Genomic DNA, 19,475 nt, shown 5'->3' on the forward strand with positions numbered 1-19,475 from the left:
TTCCGTTGCGCGTTGCATACCAAGATTGTTTTCATTTAATTGAGCCGCTGCTCGCCAAGGTCGAGAAACCGAGCCGCTATATCGATCACGAGTGGGGCACGCTTTCCAAGGCCGATGCCGATTACCGTTGTTGCCTGATCTATCCGGACGTATACGAGGTCGGTCTGCCCAACCAAGGTATCGCCATCCTCTACAACATTCTTAACCAGGCCGAGGGCATCTCCTGCGAGCGCGGCTATGTGCCGTGGCCTGATATGGGTGACGCCATGCGCGAGGCGGGTATTCCACTGCTGTCGCTCGAAGGTGCCGCCCCCGTCGCTTCGTTTGATATCGTCGGCCTGCATGTGCCGCACGAGATGGCGGTGACGAACTTCCTCGAGGCTCTCGACCTCGCTGGCATTCCGCTGTTGGCGGCCGACCGCACCGAGGACGACCCCATTGTCATCGCCGGTGGTCCTTCGGTGTACAACCCCGAGCCGTACGCGGCCTTCTTCGATGCTATCCTCATCGGCGAGGGCGAGGAATCGCTGCTCGAGACCTGCCAGCTGCATCGCCGACTGCGTGACGAAGGGGTCCCGCGCGCGCAGATTGTTGAGCAGCTTGCATCCATTGCCGGCAACTACGTGCCGTCGCTCTATGAGGTTCGTCACGACGATCCCTGCTCGCCGCATGGCTACACCGTGCCGCGTGAGGGCAAGGATGCGCCGACCGTGGTCTACAAGCGCGTCGTCGAGGACTTTGGTGCCACCAATCCGCTGTCGCAGTCGTGCGTACCCTATGCACAGCTGGTCCACGACCGCCTGTCTATCGAGATCCTGCGCGGCTGCGCCCGCGGGTGTCGTTTTTGCCAGGCAGGCATGACGTATCGCCCGGTGCGCGAGCGCTCGGCCGACCAGATCGTCTCGTCGGTGATTCAGGGTCTGGAAAAGACCGGCTATGACGAGGTGTCGCTGACCTCGCTCTCCACGACTGACCACTCCTGCATCCGCGACGTGCTCGGCAGGCTCAACCGTCGCCTGGAGGATACGGGTATTCGCGTGTCCATTCCGTCGCAGCGCTTGGATTCGTTTGGCGTGGATATGGCCGAGTCGGTCGCCGGCGAAAAGAAGGGCGGCCTGACGTTCGCGCCCGAGGCCGGCAGTCAGCGCATGCGCGACATCATTAACAAGAACGTGACCGAGGAGGACCTGGACCGTGCGGCCAAGGCGGCCTTCGAGGCCGGCTGGAACCGCATGAAGCTCTACTTTATGATGGGCCTTCCCGGCGAGCGCGACGAGGACATCGTGGCCATCGCCAATCTGGCCGATCACGTGCTGGAGCTCGGTCGCTCCGTGGTGCCCAAGGCTCGTCGCGGCTCGATTTCGGTGTCCATCTCGGTTTCGGTCTTTATCCCCAAGGCTGCCACGCCGTTCCAGTGGTGCCCGCAGCTCGATTACGACGACGTCAAGCGTCGCCAAAAGCTGCTTATCACGAGCGTTCGTAACCGTGCCGTCCGCGTGCATTACCACGATGCTGAGACCTCGCTCATCGAGGCCGCGCTGTCCCGCGCCGGTCGTGACATGACGCCCGTCATCATCGATGCTTGGCGCGCGGGCTCTCGCTTTGACGCCTGGGTGGAGCATTTCTCGCTCGATAACTGGAAGGAGGCTGCTGCCAAAAACGGCATCGACCTCAATGAGCTCGTGCACCTGCCCTACGAGTTGGACTGGCGCCTGCCGTGGGAGCATGTGAGCCCCGGTTGCACGCGCGGCTTCCTCGAGCGCGAGTACCGTCGCTCGCTCGAGGGTGTCACGACTCCCGACTGCACCCGCACGTCGTGCACCGGCTGCGGAATCTGCCCCACGCTCCACGCCAAGAATGTATTGATGGGTGATCGCGCATGAGTGAGCGCCTGACCGACAACCCCACGCTCTTTAGGCTTCGTGTTCGCTATGGCAAGCGCGATCGCCTTAAGTACCTGGGCCATCTCGAAGTAATCCATACCATTGAGCGCATCGTGCGCCGTGCGGGACTTCCCTATGCCGTCACGCAGGGCTTCTCTCCGCACATGCGCGTGGGCTTCTCTTCGGCGCTACCGGTGGGTACGTCGTCGACCTGCGAGTGGTATGACCTGTTTATGACCGAGTTCGTGGCGCTCGACGAGGCGTTTGGGCGCCTGGCTGCGGCGTCTCCGGCCGATCTGGCGCCCATTGAGGCGGCGTACATCGACGTGCGCACGCCGGCGCTGACGGCGCAGCTCACGCGCCTGTCGTATCGCATCGACCTGCACTTGGATCCCGAGGCGCCCGTAAGCGCCGACGAGGTGCGTCGCGCGATCGACGCACTGCGCGCGGACCATGGCATCGACTACGCGCGCGGCAAAAAAAGCAAGCGCTTGGATTTGGATCACACGCTCGTGGGCTATGAGCTCACGGCGGGGGATCGCCCGGACCATTTGGTGCTCATGCTCGACACCCATGCCGACAACGAGGGCTCCATGCGTCCGGAAATTTTGCTTTCCGCTGCTGATGTTTTGTTGCAGGGCTTGACCCCGGGCGTGGATGCACCTATTGTTTCCACCGGTATGCAAGACCTCGTGACCATCTGCTCCTACGATGTCGAGCGTCAGAATCAAGCATGCGAGGACGACGAGGGCCGACTCGTCAGCCCCATACCTGTGCGAACTTGTGGATTTGCTCCACATACTCGTTGACGGGGGTATTATCGCCTGCTACTATATTCGGCTGTTGCACTAACTGATGCATGAAGGGCAAGTAAACATGTACGCAATCGTTAACACGGGCGGCAAGCAGTACAAGGTCGCCACCGACGATGTCATCACCGTCGAGAAGATCGAGGGCAATGAGGGCGACAAGGTCACCCTGCCGGTCATCTTCCTCAACGATGGTAAGAAGATCGTCACCGATCCCGACAAGCTGGCCAAGGCCAAGGTTACCGCTCAGATCGTTGAGCAGTTCAAGGGCGAGAAGCAGCTGGTCTTCAAGTTCCACAAGCGTAAGCGCTATCGTCGTCTGAAGGGTCATCGTCAGCAGCTCACCAAGCTGAAGATCGTGAAGGTCCAGGCTACGTCCCGCGCCAAGAAGGCTGTCAAGGCAGAGGCCGAGGCTGTTGCCGAGGCTCCCGTCGCCGAGTAGATTACACTCGTAACGAAAGAGTAGGTATACACAATGGCACACAAAAAAGGACTCGGTTCCTCCCGTAATGGCCGTGACTCCCGCGGTCAGCGCCTTGGCACGAAGCGCTTCGCCGGCCAGACGGTAACCACGGGCACGATTCTCGTCCGTCAGCACGGCACGCACATCCACCCGGGTGAGAACGTTGGCCGTGGCAAGGACGACACGCTGTTCGCGCTGGTCGACGGTACCGTTGAGTTCCACAAGGGTATCAAGCACAGGGTCAGCGTACGCCCGCTCGCGAACGCGTAATTCACCCTTCATAGAGCACATATGTGGGAGGCACTTGAGTTTTAGGATTCAAGGGTCTCCCTCTTTTTTGTAGGAGGCGATTCTGTTGTCACAGTTCACCGATATCAGCCGCATTAACGTTTGCGGCGGCGACGGCGGAGCCGGATGCATGTCGTTTAGGCGCGAGGCATTTGTCCCCAAGGGCGGCCCCGATGGCGGCGACGGCGGTCGTGGCGGCAATGTCGTCATCCAGGCCGATGCTCAGCTTTCTTCGCTGATCGATTACCGCTTTAAGCATCACTTTCGCGCCGAGCGCGGCACGCACGGGCAGGGTGCCCGTCGTAACGGTAAGAGCGGCGAGGACCTGATTCTTAAGGTCCCTATGGGTACCGTGGTGCGCGAGCTCGACCCCGAGACGCAGACACCGATGTTCGAGATTGCCGACCTGGTGCACGACGGCGAGCGCGTCGTCGTGGCGCCCGGTGGTGCCGGCGGTCTGGGCAATACCCACTTTGTGACGTCGGTGCGCCGCGCTCCGGCCTTTGCCCAGCTAGGCGAGCCGGCCGAGGAGCACTGGATTGAGCTCGAGATGAAGCTTATGGCCGATGCCGCACTCGTGGGCTTTCCCTCGGTGGGTAAGTCATCGCTCATTGCGCGCATGAGTGCCGCCCGCCCCAAGATTGCTGACTACCCGTTTACCACGCTCGTGCCCAATCTGGGCATGGTGCGTGCCGGCGAATATTCTTACGTCGTTGCCGACGTCCCCGGCCTTATTGAGGGCGCGAGCGAGGGCAAGGGCCTGGGTCACCAGTTCTTGCGCCACATTGAGCGTACGGCCCTGATCATGCACGTCGTCGACATGACGGGCGGTTTTGAGGATCGCGATCCGGTTGAGGATTATCGCATCATCAACCGCGAGCTCGAGCAGTATGGCGCCGAGCTTTCGGAGCGTCCGCAGATCGTCGTTGCCAACAAGTGCGATGCGCCGGGCACGGCCGACAAGATTGCCGACCTTAAGCGTGCGGCGCTCGACGATGGCCATATGTTCTTTGCCGTGTCCGCCGTGACTGGCGCCGGCCTCAACACGCTGATGCTTGCCGTGGGCGAGCAGGTGGCTAAGCTGCGCGCTGAGCTTGCGGTCTCTGATGAGCCGGTCGTTCTGCGCGACGATGAGTGGGAGCGCCGCCGCCTGCAGCGTGAGAAGCGGTTCCGCATTGTCCAGGAAGAGCCCGGTGCCTTCCGCGTGGTCGGTCGTGCCATCGAGCGCATGGTCATCCAGACCGACTGGGAAAACGAGGAAGCCGTCATTTACCTGCAGCATAAGTTTGCGCGTATGGGTGTTGACGACGCGCTCGAGAAGGCCGGTTGCCGTGCGGGCGACGAGGTCCGCATTTGCCAGCGCGCCTTTGACTTTGAGGGCGCCGAGGACTTCTCGGAGTACGAAGAGCTCGAGGATGCTGGCGAGGACGTTGCCGTCGAGGCCATTGACGTGGCCGATGCTGCGGATGAGGGCGTCGAGGTTGTCGATGCGGCGGATGCCGAGGACGATGCCGAGACCTCGGAGGGCGAGTAAGCCATGTCGCTGCGCGGTGGAATCGGTCTGCCCGAGCTTCCTCTAGAGGACGGGCAGGAGTTTAGGCTCGGCATTATGGGTGGCACCTTTGATCCCATCCATTACGGGCACCTGGTGACCGCTGAGCAGGCGCGTGAGTCCCTCGACTTGGATGCCGTGCTCTTTATGCCGGCGGGCACGCCTGCCTTTAAGCTTGACAAGCCGGTGACGCCTGCCGAGGACCGTTATGCCATGACGGTCCTCGCCACCGCTGCGAACCCGGCCTTTTTGGCGAGTCGGTTCGAGATTGACCGTCCGGGTGTAACCTATACGGCCGATACGCTTCATGCCCTTCGCGACTTTTACCCGCCGCAGGTAAAGCTCTACTTTATTACGGGCGCTGACGCGATTATCGATATTGTTACCTGGCATGATGCCGAACGAATCGCTGAGCTTGCTACCTTTATTGCGGCGACACGACCGGGCTTTGATATCGATACGGCGCGTGCCCGAATCAAAGAGTCGGGGCTGCCGTTCGACGTGCGCTATATTCAGATTCCGGCGCTGGCGATCAGCTCGACGAACATTCGTAAGCGAGTAGCTCGCGGTATGAGCGTGCGCTATCTTACGAGCGAGTCCGTGCTCGGCTACATTCGCAAACGCAGGCTATATGCCGATTTGGGCCAAGAAGATTTTGAGTGATGGGGGTCTACGTTGTCGGTAGAGGATCAGTTTGAGGGCGATGAGCGCGCGCTGCTCAAGCGCATTCAAGAGCTGCTCGATGTTCGCATGAAGGATAAGCGCAAGCGCTATGTGCATTCGCTGGGTGTTGCCGAGACCGCACTTCATCTGGCCGAGGTCTACGGCGTTGACCGCTTTGATGCCGCTGCCGCCGGCCTGATCCATGACTGGGACAAAGTGCTCTCCGACGACGAGCTGGTCACGCGCGCTCTGCATTACGGCATTAAGATTGCCGGCTCTCCTTCCGCCGCGACGCCGCTTTTGCATGGCCCTGTTGCCGCCTATGAGCTTCCGCAGCTTTTCTCCGAGTTGTCGCCGGCCGTTTTCCAGGCTGTCGACCGTCACACCGTGGGTGCCTGCGACATGACGCCGCTCGATATGGTGGTCTTTGTGGCCGATGCCATCGAGCCCAACCGCCACGGCGACTATGCGCATGCGCTGCGCAAGATGGTGGGGGAGTCGACGCTCGATGAGTTGTTCTTCTCCTGTTTTGCGCAAGGTCTGGTCTATGTGATCCAGTCCGGGCGCTATCTTTATCCCACGGCTATTACGATTTACAACCATTACGCCCAGCTGCGCTAGCTCGGGTGCGTCTAGAAAGAGGTATTCCATGGCCGACGAGACCATGACCGACGAGCAGATTCTTGAAGGTGTGGAGCACAAGAGCTTCGCCGCCACGTCCGACCGCACCGCCGCCTCGCTGTCCGCGAGCGGTGTCGCCGCCGAGGATGTCGCCCGCGCCGCCGCGCAGGCCGCCTACGACAAGAAGGGCGAGGACGTGCAGGTGCTCGACCTGACCGAGCTTTCCGATGTGTGCGACTACTTTGTGCTCGCCACCGGTACCAACAACCGCCAAGTCGATTCGATCGTCGACGAGATCGAGGAGAAGGTCGCCGAGGCTTGCGGCGAGCATCCGTTCTCCATCGAGGGCCGTGAGCAGAAGACCTGGATGCTCATGGACTACGGTTCTGTTGTCGTCCACGTCTTCACTCCCGAAGCCCGCGACTTCTACCGCCTAGAAAAGCTCTGGGGCGACGCCCCCCTGCTCCCCCTCAACCTCCTCTAGTAGCTCATTTGAGACGGGGTTTAGCTACCCTCATGCATATCGCCGGTCAGTTGCGGTTTTCCGCACCTGCCCGGCTTTCTTTTTACCCAAAGGTGGTTAATCGTTGAAGCGGGATTGGCGGCCGAAGGATAGGGCGGTGTCGCCGAATTTGTCTCGGACGGCGTCGATGGCGACTGAGAGGTCGCGACGGTCGCTGGATTGGGCCCCGCGGTCATCGACTTCGCAGAACAGGTCGGTTTGGATACCGCCTTGGTGGTCGAAGTCGCTCATACCGATACCTGCCAGACGTACGTGCATGCCTTTTTGCCAGATATTATCGAGCAGCTCGAGCGCCACGGCAACAAAGATATTCTCGTCGTCGGTGGGGTGGGGAAGCCGCCGCTGCGCCGTTCGCCCACTTCCATACGAATACTTGAGCTTGAGCGTCACCGTGGCGCCCGTTAGTCCCTGACGGCGCAGGCGGCGTCCCACTGACTCTCCCAACAGCGCAATCGCCGCTTCGATGTCCCCACGCTCAGTCAAATCTTTCGCAAAGGTGCGCTCATTGCTCACCGATTTAACCTCGCGTTCCTCATCAAGACTCGTGACTTCGGAAACCTCGAGTCCCAGCGCACGCTGGCGCATGCGTTCGCCGTTGACACCAAAAATAGAGGCCAAGGTGAATTCCGGTGCACGTGACAGCTCGCCGAGCGTGTAGATGCGCATGCGGCGCAGTCGCTCCTCGGCCGAGCGCCCGATGCCGCTCATGGCAGATACCGGCAGCGCAGCCAAAAAGCGCTGTTCGGTTCCGGGACGCACGATGGTCAACCCAAACGGCTTGTCCCGCTCACTTGCGATCTTTGCGACCGTTTTGTTGCAGCCGACACCGATGGAGCAGGTCACGCCGAGCGCTGCCACGCGATCACTGATGCGCCGTGCAACCAGCAGCGGGTCTTCGGGCGCAAAACGACCCGGTGTGATATCGATAAAGGCCTCGTCGATGGATACGCGCTCAACGCGCGGGGTCTCGTCGGCGAGAATCGCCATGACCTGCGCGCTGACCTCGCGGTAGCGATCAAAATGCCCATGCGTCCAAATGGCCTGCGGACACAGGCGCCGTGCCTCGGCCGAGGGCATGGCGGAATGCACGCCAAAGCGACGCGCCTCGTAGGAGCAGGTCGATACAACACCGCGAGAATCGGCGTCACCGCCCACGATGAGCGGCTTGCCGCGCCACTCGGGGTGGTCGAGCATCTCCACGCTCGCAAAAAACGCGTCGAGGTCCATGAGGCCCACCGCCGGTCCCGTCCAGGGCGGCGGCGTGACGCCCGCAGCATCCTCATAACCGTATGTATGTTCGCGTCTTTTCATGGCATGAGTATACCGCGCAGCTCATGTGGGGTGCGTGGATGTGCTTGCAAATCGCGAATTCTTGTCTAAGATATGGATTTGCCTTCGACTACACCGAAGAAGTTGGTCTCACGGACTTCACCTGCCCGCGTCGATGGCGTATTATATTCAACTGTTTGTTTGTAGTTGCAGCCTAAAGCTGCTTGGTTGGAGGAGTTTCCTTTGGCAGTCAAGATTCGCCTTGCTCGTCACGGCGCTAAGAAGCGTCCGTACTACCGTGTCGTCGTCGCCGATTCCCGCGCTCCGCGTGACGGTCGTATCATCGAGGAGGTTGGCCGCTACAACCCGATGACCGCCCCCAAGACCATCAACCTCGATCTCGAGAAGATCGCCGACTGGCAGGCCAAGGGCGCTCAGCTCACCGACGCTGTCGTCGCTCTGGTCAAGGCCGCCAACGAGGGCGAGAAGACCGAGACCGTCGTCAAGAAGTCCAAGAAGCAGCTCGCCAAAGAGGCCGAGGCCGCTAAGGCTGCCGCTGAGGCCGCTGAGGGCGCCGAGGAGTAAATCGTGCCTGAGGTTGACGCTGCACAGCTCGAGGGTGAGGCAATGCTCTCAGATCGCATCGCCGATCTCGTCGAATATCTCGTTGTTCAGATCGTCGACGACCCGGATTCCGTGAGCCTTGAGGTCATCGATGGCGAAGACGCCTCTACTATTGAGGTTTCGGTTGCCGAGGATGACGTCGCTAAGGTCATCGGCCGTCGTGGCCGTACCATCAAGGCCATTCGCACGCTCGCCCGTGCACTGGCCGCTCGCCTCGACACTGCAGTCGAGGTAGAGGTTCTGGGCTAGGACCTTGAGGTCCCAGTACAAAAACATCGCCCGTGTGGTCAAGCCGCACGGAAGGAAGGGGGAGGTCCTCGCGCAGCCGCTGCGGGGGCTTCCTTCTGTATTGGAGCCGGGTATGCGCGTCGCCTTGACGCCGCCGTCACTCAAGCGCGACCGCTTTTGCAAGGTCGTTTCCGTCACCGATACGGGCGATGGCGATCTGGTCGCGTTTGAGGGCATTGACGACTTGACGGCAGCCGAGGGCATCACGGGATGCTATGTGCTGGCAAATCGTGACGATTTCGAGCTCGATTCACTCGACGCCGCCTATACCGACCTGATGGGTCGCGAGGTGGTCGATGAGCGCTTTGGCTCGCTCGGCACGATTGTCGAGATTATGTCGACGCCCGCCAACGATGTTTGGGTTGTCGAGGGCGATCGGTACGGCGAGGTACTGATTCCCGTGATCGAGCAGGTTGTGCTCGATCTTCCCGATCAGGGGGCAATTTCCGTCCACGTTATGGATGGTTTGGTCGATATGGACAAGTAGGGAGGACAACATGCTGATCGAGACCCTTTCGGTCTTTCCCGAGATGTTTGAGCCCGTCATGTCCACGTCGATTTTGGGCCGCGCCCGCAAGGCCGGCCTTTTTGATTTTAAGACGTATAACCTGCGCGACTGGACGCACGACCGCCATCGTACCGTCGATGACGAGCCGTACGGCGGCGGACAGGGCATGCTCATGAAGGTCGAGCCTATTGCCGAGGCCGTCGAGGCCATTAGCGCAGAGGGTCCCAAGCCCACTGTGGTGTTTTTTACCCCCTGTGGCGAGCCTTTTACGCAGCATGTGGCCGAGCGCCTGCTCAAAAGCGAGCGCCTGCTGTTTGTGTGCAGCCGCTACGAGGGCGTCGATGAGCGCGCGTATGCGTATGCCGACGAGCGCCTGTCGATCGGCGACTATGTGCTCACGGGCGGCGAGCTCCCCGCCATGGTCGTGGCCGATGCTGTCGTTCGCCTCATCCCCGGCGCCCTGGGCGATGAGATGAGCAACGTGGATGAGTCCTTCTCGACTGCCGAGGACGGTGGCCTGCTCGAATATGCGCAGTACACCCGCCCCGCCGAGTTCAACGGCGAGGGTGTGCCCCCGGTGCTCGTGAGTGGCGATCATGCCAAGGTTGACGCCTGGCGCCGTAAGAATGCCATTGAGCGTACCTGCCGCTGGCGACCCGATCTGATCGAGACGGCGCGGCTTACGCCTGAGGAGCGTGCGTACGCGCAAGAGATTTTGGACGCGTCGTATTCGTTAAGCGAGGAGTGAGAATGGTTCCATCGCAGCATTCCGTGCTAAAGGGTGCCTTTGAGTGGATCGTGGTCGTCGCGATTGCGCTCGTCGCCACCTTTTTGATTCGCTCGTTTGTGGTTGAACCCTTTGTGGTGCCTACCGGCTCCATGGAGTCTACGATCGAGATTGGCGATCAGATCCTGGCGCAAAAGGTGAGCCTCGAGCTCGGTCAGCCCGTCAAACAGGGCGATATTGTGGTATTCCACAACCCCGATGGCACCTCCGAGCACGATGTTCTCGTCAAGCGAGTTATTGCCACGGCCGGCCAGACGGTCGACCTTCAGGACGGACACGTGGTCGTTGACGGCCAGACGCTCGATGAGGACTATACGACCGGCATGAGCTGGCCGCTTTCGGTCCAGGCCCCTGGCGCTCAGGTGAGCTATCCCTACACCGTTCCCGACGGGTGCGTGTGGGTGATGGGCGACAACCGCGAGAACTCTGCTGACTCCCGCTATTTTGGCCCGGTCGACCGCTCCGACTTGATCGCCGTGGCGCTTGTGCGCTACTGGCCGCTCAGCCGTATCGGCGCTATCGACTAAAAACCGCTATAGTACAGTACCTAACCGTGTAATCGTTTCGACGAGGGGATATTAGAGGCATGAACGCTTCATCGCTTTCCTTCCAAGACATCATCCTGCGTCTCCAGCAGTACTGGGGCGAGCAGGGCTGCGTCATTATGCAGCCCTATGACTCCGAGGTCGGTGCCGGTACCTTCCACACCGCGACCACGCTGCGCTCGCTCGGTCCCGCCGAGTGGCGCACCTGCTATGCGCAGCCCTGCCGCCGTCCCGCCGACGGCCGCTACGGCGAGAACCCCAACCGCATGCAGCACTACTATCAGTTCCAGGTGCTCATCAAGCCCTCGCCGGTTAACGCCCAGGAGCTCTACCTGGGATCTCTTGCCGCCATTGGCCTGGACCCCAACGACCATGACGTCCGCTTTGTCGAGGACGACTGGGAGAGCCCGACGCTGGGCGCCTGGGGCCTTGGCTGGGAGGTCTGGCTCAACGGCATGGAGGTCACGCAGTTTACGTACTTCCAGCAGGTGGGCGGTATCGAGGTCGACCCCGTGCCCGTCGAGATCACCTATGGCCTGGAGCGTATCGCCATGTACGCTCAGGGCGTCAACTCGGTCTACGACCTGGTGTGGAGCTACCTGCCCGACGGCACGCCCATGACCTACGGCGACGTGTTCCTCGAGAACGAGCGCGAGTTCAGTGCCTATAACTTTGAGGTCGCCAACGTCGAGATGATGCGTCAGAAGTTTGACGACTACGAGGCCGAGTGCCATTCCTGCCTGGAACGCAAGCTGCCGCTGCCCGCATACGACTGCGTCATGAAGTGCAGCCACGCTTTCAATCTGCTCGATGCCCGTGGCGCGCTGTCCGCGGTCGAGCGTGCCAACTACATCCTGCGCGTCCGCGCCGTCGCCAAGGCGTGCTGCGAGGCCTACATGGCCGAGGTCGCCGGAGTCAACGAGAATGCCGATCAGGAAGGCGAGGTGGCGTAAGCCATGGCAGACGCTAAGGATTTCCTGTTTGAGATCGGTACGGAGGAAATGCCCTCTGCACCGCTGAATAATGCCGTCAAGCAGCTTGGCACCATGATCGCCAAGGGTCTCGATGAGGCCGGTCTGGCCCACGGCGAGGTCCGCGTGATCTCGAGCCCGCGTCGCCTGGCTGCGCTCGTTGCCGACGTCGCCACCGCGACCGATGAGGTTCACGAGGTCAAGCGTGGCCCCGCGGCCAACATTGCCTTCGACGCCGACGGCAACGCCACCAAGGCCGCCCAGGGCTTTGCCCGCAAGTGCGGCGTGGCTGCCGAGGACCTGGTCCGTCGCGAGGACACCGACGGTCGCGAATATGTGTTCGCCGAGAAGAACATTCCTTCCGCCCCGGCTACCCCGATCCTGACGGCCCTGTGCGAGAAGACCATCGCCGGCCTGCAGTGGCCCAACTACCGCAGCCAGCGCTGGGGCCACGAGCACGCTACGTTCGTGCGCCCGGTCCGTTGGATCTGCTGCCTGCTGGGCGAGGACGTCGTGCCCGTGTCCTTTGCCGATGTGACGAGCGGCAACACCACACGCGGTCATCGCGTGCTTGGCCCCGGTGACCACGTTGTCGCCAGCCCCGCCGTCTACGAGCAGGTGCTCGAGGGTGCCGGCGTGCTCTCTGCCGAGCGTCGTCGCGAGGCCATTCTTGCCGGTATCGCCGAAGTCGAGGCTGCTCGCCCCGGCTGCCATGTCGACACGCCCAAGAAGGTCTTTGAGGAGGTTATCAACCTCTGCGAGTGGCCGACGGTGCTCGTCGGTACCTTCGATGAGGAGTTCCTCAAGGTCCCGCACGAGATTATCTGCGAGTCCATGCTCACCAATCAGCGCTACTTCCCGATCTATGACGGCGAGGGCAAGCTCACTCGTGAGTTCGTGGTTGTTTCGAACAGCAAGCCCGAGAACGCCGAGCGCGTGATCGACGGCAACGAGCGCGTCGTGCGCGCCCGTCTGGACGACGCCAAGTTCTTCTACGAGGAGGATCTGAAGATCTCCCTCGATGAGTTCCGCGAGCGTCTGGCTAAGGTTGCCTTCCAGGAGAAGCTCGGTAGTGTGCTCGCCAAGTCCGAGCGTATTGAGCAGCTCGCGCTCGCTATTGCACGCGAGGCACATCTGGGCGCCCACCTGGCTGCGGACGCCGCTCGCGCCGCGCATCTGTGCAAGGCCGACCTGGTTTCCAACGCCGTCGTCGAGTTCACGAGCCAGCAGGGCGTGATGGGTGGTTACTACGCATGCGCGATGGGGGAGAACGACGAGGTCGCCCGCGCCATTCGCGATCACTACCGTCCCCGCTTTGCCGGCGACGAGCTGCCCGAGGGCACCGCTGGCTGCATCGTTGCCTGCGCCGACAAGCTCGATACCATCGCCGGTATCTTTGCCATCGGCGAGCCCCCGACCGGCTCCTCCGACCCGTACGCGCTGCGCCGTGCTGCTATCGGCATCATCAATATCCTGCGTGATCGTCTGCCGATCGACCCCACGTCGCTCATCGACTTTGCGCTCCAGCTCTATAGCGAGCAGGGCATTGAGTTCGACGCCGCCGAGGTCGCCCAGCAGGTTCGCGACTTCTTCCACGGCCGCCTGGTGAGCATGGCCCGCGACGAGAAGATTCCGGCCGACACCGTTGCCGCCGTTTCCGCGGTGCATATCATCGCCCCGTCGGTCTTCTTCGCCCGCTGCGCCGCCCTCGACGAGGCCCTCAAGAACGACGCCGAGACCTTCGATAACCTGGCGACCGCCTATGCCCGCGCCGCGCACATCTCCAAGCCCGAGCTGGGTGCGGAGTACGACCGCAGCTTGATGGGCGATGCCGAGCTTGCTCTTGCCGACGCTTCCGAGGCTGCTCAGACCGCTGTCGACGCCGCCCTTGCTGCCGAGGATTACCCTGCGGCATTTGCCGCCCTTGCCGCCCTGCGTGCCCCCATTGACCGCTTCTTCGATGAGGTTATGGTCATGGACAAGGACGAGCAGCTCCGCGATAATCGCCTTAAGCTGCTCAACCGCTTCGAGGCCGTTTTCTCCGGCATCGCCAACATCGGTGAGCTTGCCCGCAAAAAGTAAGCTAGCCTGCGCGTAAGCGCAAAAGGAGCCCCGCATGGATTGCCCGGTCACCGCTCGTCCCACCGTTATCGTTATCTCCGACTCGCTCGGTGATACCGCTTGTGAGGTGGTGCTTGCGGCGTCCGGGCAATTTGATGAAGGGGCTTTTCGTCTTTTGCGCCTGCCCAAGGTGACCTCGGTGGAGCAGGTCAAGTCGTTTGTGGGTCCGCGTGTCGATGCGGACCATCGCGACATTGCCGTCTTCCACACCATTGTCGATCCGGCGCTTCGCGCCCGCGTCCTCGATTACCTGGGTATGCTGCATATCCGTTCGGTCGACCTGATCGGCCCGACACTCGCCGTGCTTTCGTCGCTTATTGGCGTTGCACCCAAAGGCGTTGCGGGCGTGATTCATAAGACTGATGATCGGTATTTCCATCGCATCGAGGCCATGGAGTATTTTGTCGAGCACGATGACGGGCGCGGGTGCGATGATCTGTCGGGTGCCGATATCGTGCTGTTGGGCGTATCGCGCACGTCCAAGACGCCGCTGTCGATGTATTTGGCCTATCAGGGTTACAAGGTTGCCAATGTTCCTTTTGCCCATGGCATGGAGCCGCCGAAGTCAATTTTCGAGGTCGACCCGATGCGGTTGTTCGGCTTGATTTCGACCGTCGATGTGATTTCCGAAATTCGCGATAGCCGCTTGGGTGATGACTACGCCCGCGCCGTCGCCGGTTCCTATGCCGAGCCCGAGAGCGTGCGCAGCGAGCTCGAGGAAGCCCGTGCCCTCATGAAGCGCCTGGGCTGCTTTGTGGTGCGTACCGACGGCAAGGCGATCGAGGAGAGCGCCTCCGAGATCATTAGCCATCTGGAGGAAATCAAAGAAGCCCGCGCACGCCGCGCCGCCCGTCGGGCCCAACAAACGTAGCCCATTTGGGATAAGGTTGTGTTTGGGTAGCTAATTTGGGACGGGGCTATTTTAGCTACCCATAATCCGGATACGGCTTGGGGCCGAACGCTCGTGTGGGGTAGCTAAAATAGCCCCGTCCCAAATTAGCCACCCAAAGAGACTACCTCAAAATAATGCATGATTATGGTAAAGCGATTTAGCAGTTATTACCGCTTTTGACCTGCAAGTTACTTGCATTGGTATCTTCATAAGGTAACCACCTTTACCTACCGTTTACCGCCAGTTTTAGCACGTTTACCAAACCGCGCATCCTCTGCTCAAGCCCGCTCAAAACCCGCCGTATAGTTCCCTCACGGCCCGCATCCGGCGGGTCGATTCGTTACCACGGTCGTGCGCGAGAGCGCATGGAAGGGGAAGTATCGTGAGCGATTGCAAGAGGGTTTACCGTTTTGGAACCGACGCTCAGGGCACCTGTGTCACTGAGGGCGACAAGTCCATGAACTTCGTGCTTGGCGGCAAAGGCGCAAACCTTGCCGAGATGAGCCGCATCGGCCTGCCGGTCCCCGGTGGCTTTACCATTACCTGCCAGACCTGTGTTGAGTACTCCGGTGCCGGTAACGTCTGGCCCGAGGGCGCACTCGATGAGATCGTTGCCGCCGAGGCAGACCTCGAGGACCGCTGCGGCAAGAAGCTTGGTGACGCTAACGATCCGCTGCTCGTGTCGGTTCGCTCGGGTGCTCCGTTTTCCATGCCCGGCATGATGGACACGGTTCTCAACCTGGGTCTCAACGACGACTCGGTTCAGGGTCTCATCGCCCAGACGCAAAACCCGCGCTTTGCCTGGGATAGCTACCGTCGCTTTATCCAGATGTTCTCCAACGTTGTCATGGGCGTTGACGCCGACCTATTCGAGAATGCCCTGACCCATGCCCGCCTGGTCGCCGGCGCCCGCGTCGACTCCGAGCTTTCGGCCGAGGATCTGCAGGAGCTCGTCGAGACGTTCAAGGGTATCTTCTCCGAGTACGTCGAGGCCGCCCTGTACCCCGAGCTCGAGGTCGCCGACGGCAAGCCTGTCTTCCCGCACGATCCGGAGCTCCAGCTGCGCCTTGCTATCCAGGCCGTCTTCGGCAGCTGGATGAACGAGCGCGCCTGCATCTACCGCAAGCAGCACGGCATTTCCGACGACCTTGGCACCGCCGTCAACGTTCAGGCTATGGCATTTGGCAATAAGGGCGAGACCTCGGCGACCGGTGTCGCCTTTACGCGCAACCCGGCCGACGGCACCAAGGAGTTCTACGGTGACTTTCTGGTCAACGCCCAGGGCGAGGACGTCGTCGCCGGCATCCGCAACACCGAGCCCATTGCCGACCTCAAGACCACCCCGGGCCTCGAGTCCGCAGGTGAGGAGCTTGAGTGTGTCTTCCTGACGCTTGAGGATCACTACCGTGACATGTGCGACATTGAGTTTACCATCGAGCAGGGCAAGCTCTGGATGCTCCAAACCCGCGTGGGCAAGCGTACCGCCACCGCCGCTCTGCGCATCGCTATCGAGATGGTCGAGGAAGGCCTCATCACCCGTGAGGAGGCCGTGAGCCGCATCGACCCCGCGCAGCTCGACCAGCTCCTTCACCCGCAGTTCGACTCCTCTAAGAAGTACGAGGCGCTCGCACACGGCCTTAACGCCAGCCCCGGTGCCGCCGTGGGTGAGGTCGTGTTCTCGAGCGATGACGCCGTCGCGCGTTCTGCCGAGGGCCATAAGGTCATTCTGGTCCGCTGGGAGACCAACCCCGATGACCTGAAGGGCATGGTTGCCGCCGAGGGCATCCTAACCAGCCACGGTGGCAAGACGAGCCATGCGGCCGTTATCGCCCGCGGCATGGGTACGCCCTGCGTTTGCGGTGTCGAGCGCTTCCACATCGACGCGGCCGAGAAGGTCGTGCGCATCGAGGGCAGCGACCGCGTGCTGCACGAGGGCGACATCATCTCCATCGACGGCACTCAGGGCATCGTCGTCGATGGCGCTGTCGATTTGGTCTCCGCTGAGCTCACCGGCGATCTGGACACCATCCTGTCTTGGGCCGACGAGATCCGCCTGGACGAGACCGACGGTCACGCCAACCACGTGCGCGTCAACGCCGACAACCCCGAGGATGCTGCGCTCGCGCTCGAGTTTGGCGCCGAGGCCATAGGCCTGTGCCGCACCGAGCACATGTTCCTGGGCGACCGTAAGAACATTATCCAGAGCTTCATCCTGTCCAACGACGAGGCCGTGAAGCAGCATGCCCTGGCCGATCTGCTCAAGGTCCAGACTGAGGATTTCTTGGCGATGTTCAAGACCATGTCCGATCGCGATGTGGTCGTTCGCCTGCTTGATCCGCCGCTGCACGAGTTCCTGGATAATCCTCGCGAGCTCGAGGTCGCCATCACCAAGAAGGAGGCCGCCGGCGCTCCCGAGGAGGAGCTCACTGCCCTGCGCGCCCGCCTGCGTCGCATTGACGGCATGGTCGAGTCCAACCCCATGCTGGGCTTGCGCGGCGTGCGCCTGTCCGTCGTCTTTGGCGATCTGCCGCTCATGCAGGTCCGCGCTGTGGCCACGGCTGCCGCCCGCCTTATCAAGGAAGGCGTCGACCCACGCCCCGAGATCATGGTTCCGCTCGTCTCCATCACGGCCGAACATGTCCAGACCCGCGAGGTCATCGAGCGTGTCATCGCCGAGGTATCCTCCGAGGAGGGCGTCGAGCTCAACATTCCCGTGGGCACGATGCTCGAGCTGCCGCGCGCCTGCATGGTCGCCGACGAGATCGCCCAGCACGCCGACTTCTTCTGCTTTGGCACCAATGACCTCACCCAGACGACCTTTGGCTTCTCGCGCGACGACGCCGAGGCCAAGTTCATCCCGCTGTACATGCACAAGAAGATCTTGAAGGATAACCCCTTCGAGACCATCGACTCAGCGGTGCTGGAGCTGGTGCGCATGGCTGTCGAGAAGGGCCGCGCCACCAACCCCGGCATGCACTTTGGCGTGTGCGGTGAGCACGGCGGCGACCCTAAGTCTATCAAGGGCCTGTTCAACGTGGCCGATGTGGACTATGTGTCCTGCTCGCCTTACCGCGTGCCCCTGGCGCGCCTGGCCGCCGCTCAGGCCAAGCTCGAGGCCAAGCGTTCCGCCTAACGTTTTGGGTGTAGACGCCTAGTGTAGCCCCCCTTCATGCCGCCCGTCTCATTCGTGAGGCGGGCGGTTATCATGTGCGGGTTTTGTCTTTTTGTCTGCGTAAAAAATTGTTCTTGCAGCAGAAACCCGCGCGTGTATACTCGAATACGTTTGTTCAACTACGTGCCGGCCAAGGTGGTACGGCACCTCTAGAAGAGTAAGGAATTGCACATGGATTACATCCGCGCAATCGAGCGTCAGCAGATCCGCGAGGACATTCCTCAGGTTCGCGTCGCCGACAACGTCAAGGTTCACTACCGCATTAAGGAAGGCGACCGCGAGCGCATCCAGGTCTTCCAGGGCGACGTCATCCGTATGGCCGGCGCCGGTGCCCGCGAGACCTTCACCGTCCGCAAGATGTCCTTCGGTGTCGGTGTTGAGCGTACCTTCCCGCTTCACAGCCCCAAGATCGCCAAGCTCGAGGTCGTTCGTCATGGCCGCGTCCGTCGCGCCAAGCTGTACTACCTCCGCGACAAGGTGGGCAAGGCTGCTCGCATCCCCGAGAAGCGCTAAGAAGATCGCAGCGTCTGTCCACTCGTTTGGACACAAGGGTCACCTTCGGGTGGCCCTTCTTTTTATCTGATTTGCATGCAAGGAGGGCCTGGTATGGCCAACATGACGAGCTCGGTTTCGGCATCGCAGGTTGCCGGTGAGTTGGCGAGCGCTACGTTTGAGGAGATTCCCGCCCTCGTGGAGCATTATCGCGAGGACCCGCGCCAGCAGGTGATCAAGGCTTGTGAACGCGCCCTCAAACGCCATGCCAAAGAGCTTGCCGAGCGTGAGCGCGTCAATGACATGTACGAGCTTATGCATGAGCTTGGCGGCGATGGGGTGGTCGTTGGTGTCGATGAGGTGGGTCGCGGATCGGTGGCCGGTCCTTTGACGGTGTGCGCCGTCTGTCTTCCTATGGAGCCGCGCGTCTGGGGTATCAACGATTCCAAAAAGCTCACGCCGGCGCGCCGCGAGCTGCTCTCGGTGAAGATTGCCGAGGTGGCGACGGCGATCGGTTTTTGCCATATCGCGCCGAAGGATATCGATGATATGGGCATGGCCCGCGCCATCCGCGCTGCCGTCGCGGGCGCCGTGGCCGATACGGGGCTCGAGCCCGACTGCGTCCTCATGGATGGTAACCCCTTGGGCGCCGTTCCTAACGAGCGCGATGTGGTGAAGGGCGATGCCAAAATCGCCTGCATCGCTGCGGCGTCCATCATGGCCAAGGTCACGCGTGACGAGATGATGGTCGAGTACGACGCCGAGTACCCCGAGTACCATCTGGCAGAGTCGAAGGGCTATGCAAGCCCCGAGCATATCGAGGCCATTCGCAAACATGGACTTTGTCCACTGCACCGCGTGAGCTTTTGCGGAAACTTTTTGCAGACTGAGCGCCTTTTCTAGATCAATTGTGGAGAAAGGGACCCCTGGCGTTTTATAAACCTGCTGGTAGCGGGCCGTGTTCAACGTGATTGTTGCGTACGGCCCATTTTTTGTCGGTATTT

20 protein-coding genes are annotated in these 19,475 nt (G+C 61.4%); 19 read left to right on the plus strand and 1 reads right to left on the minus strand.

The annotated features are described in order from the left end of the window. The first annotated feature begins 5 nt into the window (after window positions 1–5). From DXB98_RS00200 to rsfS, 8 genes are all read left to right on the plus strand, one after another. Window positions 6–1,883 carry a TIGR03960 family B12-binding radical SAM protein gene (locus DXB98_RS00200; RefSeq protein ID WP_117742711.1) on the plus strand — a complete coding sequence of 626 codons (1,878 nt, stop codon included), beginning with the start codon at window positions 6–8 and terminating at the stop codon, window positions 1,881–1,883. Further along, complete coding sequence (locus tag DXB98_RS00205; RefSeq protein WP_117735143.1) at window positions 1,880–2,692, plus strand: TIGR03936 family radical SAM-associated protein; 813 nt, start codon at window positions 1,880–1,882, stop codon at window positions 2,690–2,692. Before DXB98_RS00200 ends, DXB98_RS00205 begins: the two co-directional genes overlap by 4 nt. A gap of 67 nt (window positions 2,693–2,759) precedes the next feature. Further along, window positions 2,760–3,134, plus strand: coding sequence for a 50S ribosomal protein L21 (rplU, locus tag DXB98_RS00210; RefSeq protein ID WP_035138585.1), 375 nt, complete (start codon window positions 2,760–2,762; stop codon window positions 3,132–3,134). Between the two features lie 33 nt (window positions 3,135–3,167). Continuing rightward, on the plus strand, window positions 3,168–3,425 hold the full coding sequence (gene rpmA, locus DXB98_RS00215; protein WP_089573443.1) for a 50S ribosomal protein L27: 258 nt from the start codon (window positions 3,168–3,170) through the stop codon (window positions 3,423–3,425). 85 nt (window positions 3,426–3,510) lie between these two features. Continuing rightward, complete coding sequence (gene obgE, locus DXB98_RS00220) at window positions 3,511–4,977, plus strand: GTPase ObgE (protein ID WP_199407079.1); 1,467 nt, start codon at window positions 3,511–3,513, stop codon at window positions 4,975–4,977. 3 nt (window positions 4,978–4,980) lie between these two features. Then, the gene (gene nadD, locus DXB98_RS00225) at window positions 4,981–5,658 is read left to right on the plus strand and encodes a nicotinate-nucleotide adenylyltransferase (protein ID WP_089573445.1); all 678 of its coding nucleotides are present in this window, start codon (window positions 4,981–4,983) and stop codon (window positions 5,656–5,658) included. Between the two features lie 87 nt (window positions 5,659–5,745). Next, window positions 5,746–6,279 carry a bis(5'-nucleosyl)-tetraphosphatase (symmetrical) YqeK gene (yqeK, locus tag DXB98_RS00230; protein WP_199407085.1) on the plus strand — a complete coding sequence of 178 codons (534 nt, stop codon included), beginning with the start codon at window positions 5,746–5,748 and terminating at the stop codon, window positions 6,277–6,279. Between the two features lie 28 nt (window positions 6,280–6,307). Next, window positions 6,308–6,763, plus strand: coding sequence for a ribosome silencing factor (gene rsfS / locus DXB98_RS00235; protein WP_117742714.1), 456 nt, complete (start codon window positions 6,308–6,310; stop codon window positions 6,761–6,763). A 96-nt stretch (window positions 6,764–6,859) separates the two neighbouring features. On the opposite strand, the gene dinB is transcribed toward rsfS, so the two are convergent. Beyond that, the gene (gene dinB, locus DXB98_RS00240) at window positions 6,860–8,113 is read right to left on the minus strand and encodes a DNA polymerase IV (protein WP_117742715.1); all 1,254 of its coding nucleotides are present in this window, start codon (window positions 8,111–8,113) and stop codon (window positions 6,860–6,862) included. Between the two features lie 201 nt (window positions 8,114–8,314). On the opposite strand from dinB, the gene rpsP reads away from it, so the two are divergent. The 11 genes from rpsP (at window position 8,315) to DXB98_RS00295 (ending at window position 19,374) form a co-directional block, all read left to right on the plus strand. Then, window positions 8,315–8,656, plus strand: a complete 342-nt coding sequence (gene rpsP, locus DXB98_RS00245) for a 30S ribosomal protein S16 (protein ID WP_117735148.1) — start codon at window positions 8,315–8,317, stop codon at window positions 8,654–8,656. A 42-nt stretch (window positions 8,657–8,698) separates the two neighbouring features. Then, complete coding sequence (locus DXB98_RS00250; protein ID WP_229042092.1) at window positions 8,699–8,944, plus strand: KH domain-containing protein; 246 nt, start codon at window positions 8,699–8,701, stop codon at window positions 8,942–8,944. 34 nt (window positions 8,945–8,978) lie between these two features. After that, a complete protein-coding gene (gene rimM / locus DXB98_RS00255; RefSeq protein WP_233505044.1) occupies window positions 8,979–9,470 on the plus strand; it encodes a ribosome maturation factor RimM in 492 nt (163 codons plus the stop codon). Window positions 9,471–9,480: 10 nt separating this feature from the next. After that, window positions 9,481–10,239, plus strand: a complete 759-nt coding sequence (trmD, locus tag DXB98_RS00260) for a tRNA (guanosine(37)-N1)-methyltransferase TrmD (RefSeq protein ID WP_117742717.1) — start codon at window positions 9,481–9,483, stop codon at window positions 10,237–10,239. 2 nt (window positions 10,240–10,241) lie between these two features. Further along, the gene (gene lepB / locus DXB98_RS00265) at window positions 10,242–10,805 is read left to right on the plus strand and encodes a signal peptidase I (RefSeq protein WP_117742718.1); all 564 of its coding nucleotides are present in this window, start codon (window positions 10,242–10,244) and stop codon (window positions 10,803–10,805) included. Window positions 10,806–10,864: 59 nt separating this feature from the next. Continuing rightward, the gene (locus tag DXB98_RS00270; RefSeq protein ID WP_006236091.1) at window positions 10,865–11,776 is read left to right on the plus strand and encodes a glycine--tRNA ligase subunit alpha; all 912 of its coding nucleotides are present in this window, start codon (window positions 10,865–10,867) and stop codon (window positions 11,774–11,776) included. Between the two features lie 3 nt (window positions 11,777–11,779). Next, on the plus strand, window positions 11,780–13,876 hold the full coding sequence (gene glyS / locus DXB98_RS00275; RefSeq protein WP_117742719.1) for a glycine--tRNA ligase subunit beta: 2,097 nt from the start codon (window positions 11,780–11,782) through the stop codon (window positions 13,874–13,876). Window positions 13,877–13,910: 34 nt separating this feature from the next. Further along, a complete protein-coding gene (locus tag DXB98_RS00280) occupies window positions 13,911–14,786 on the plus strand; it encodes a pyruvate, water dikinase regulatory protein (RefSeq protein WP_117742720.1) in 876 nt (291 codons plus the stop codon). Between the two features lie 403 nt (window positions 14,787–15,189). Then, window positions 15,190–17,940 (plus strand): pyruvate, phosphate dikinase, encoded by a 2,751-nt coding sequence (gene ppdK / locus DXB98_RS00285; protein WP_117742721.1) that lies wholly within the window; start codon window positions 15,190–15,192, stop codon window positions 17,938–17,940. 210 nt (window positions 17,941–18,150) lie between these two features. Then, complete coding sequence (gene rplS / locus DXB98_RS00290) at window positions 18,151–18,492, plus strand: 50S ribosomal protein L19 (RefSeq protein WP_006236098.1); 342 nt, start codon at window positions 18,151–18,153, stop codon at window positions 18,490–18,492. Between the two features lie 93 nt (window positions 18,493–18,585). Continuing rightward, window positions 18,586–19,374: a ribonuclease HII gene (locus tag DXB98_RS00295; protein ID WP_117742722.1), complete on the plus strand. Its 789-nt coding sequence runs from the start codon at window positions 18,586–18,588 to the stop codon at window positions 19,372–19,374. Window positions 19,375–19,475: the final 101 nt, after the last annotated feature.

The organism is Collinsella sp. OM07-12 (genome assembly GCF_003438275.1).
In the GTDB taxonomy this organism is placed as follows: Bacteria; Actinomycetota; Coriobacteriia; order Coriobacteriales; family Coriobacteriaceae; genus Collinsella.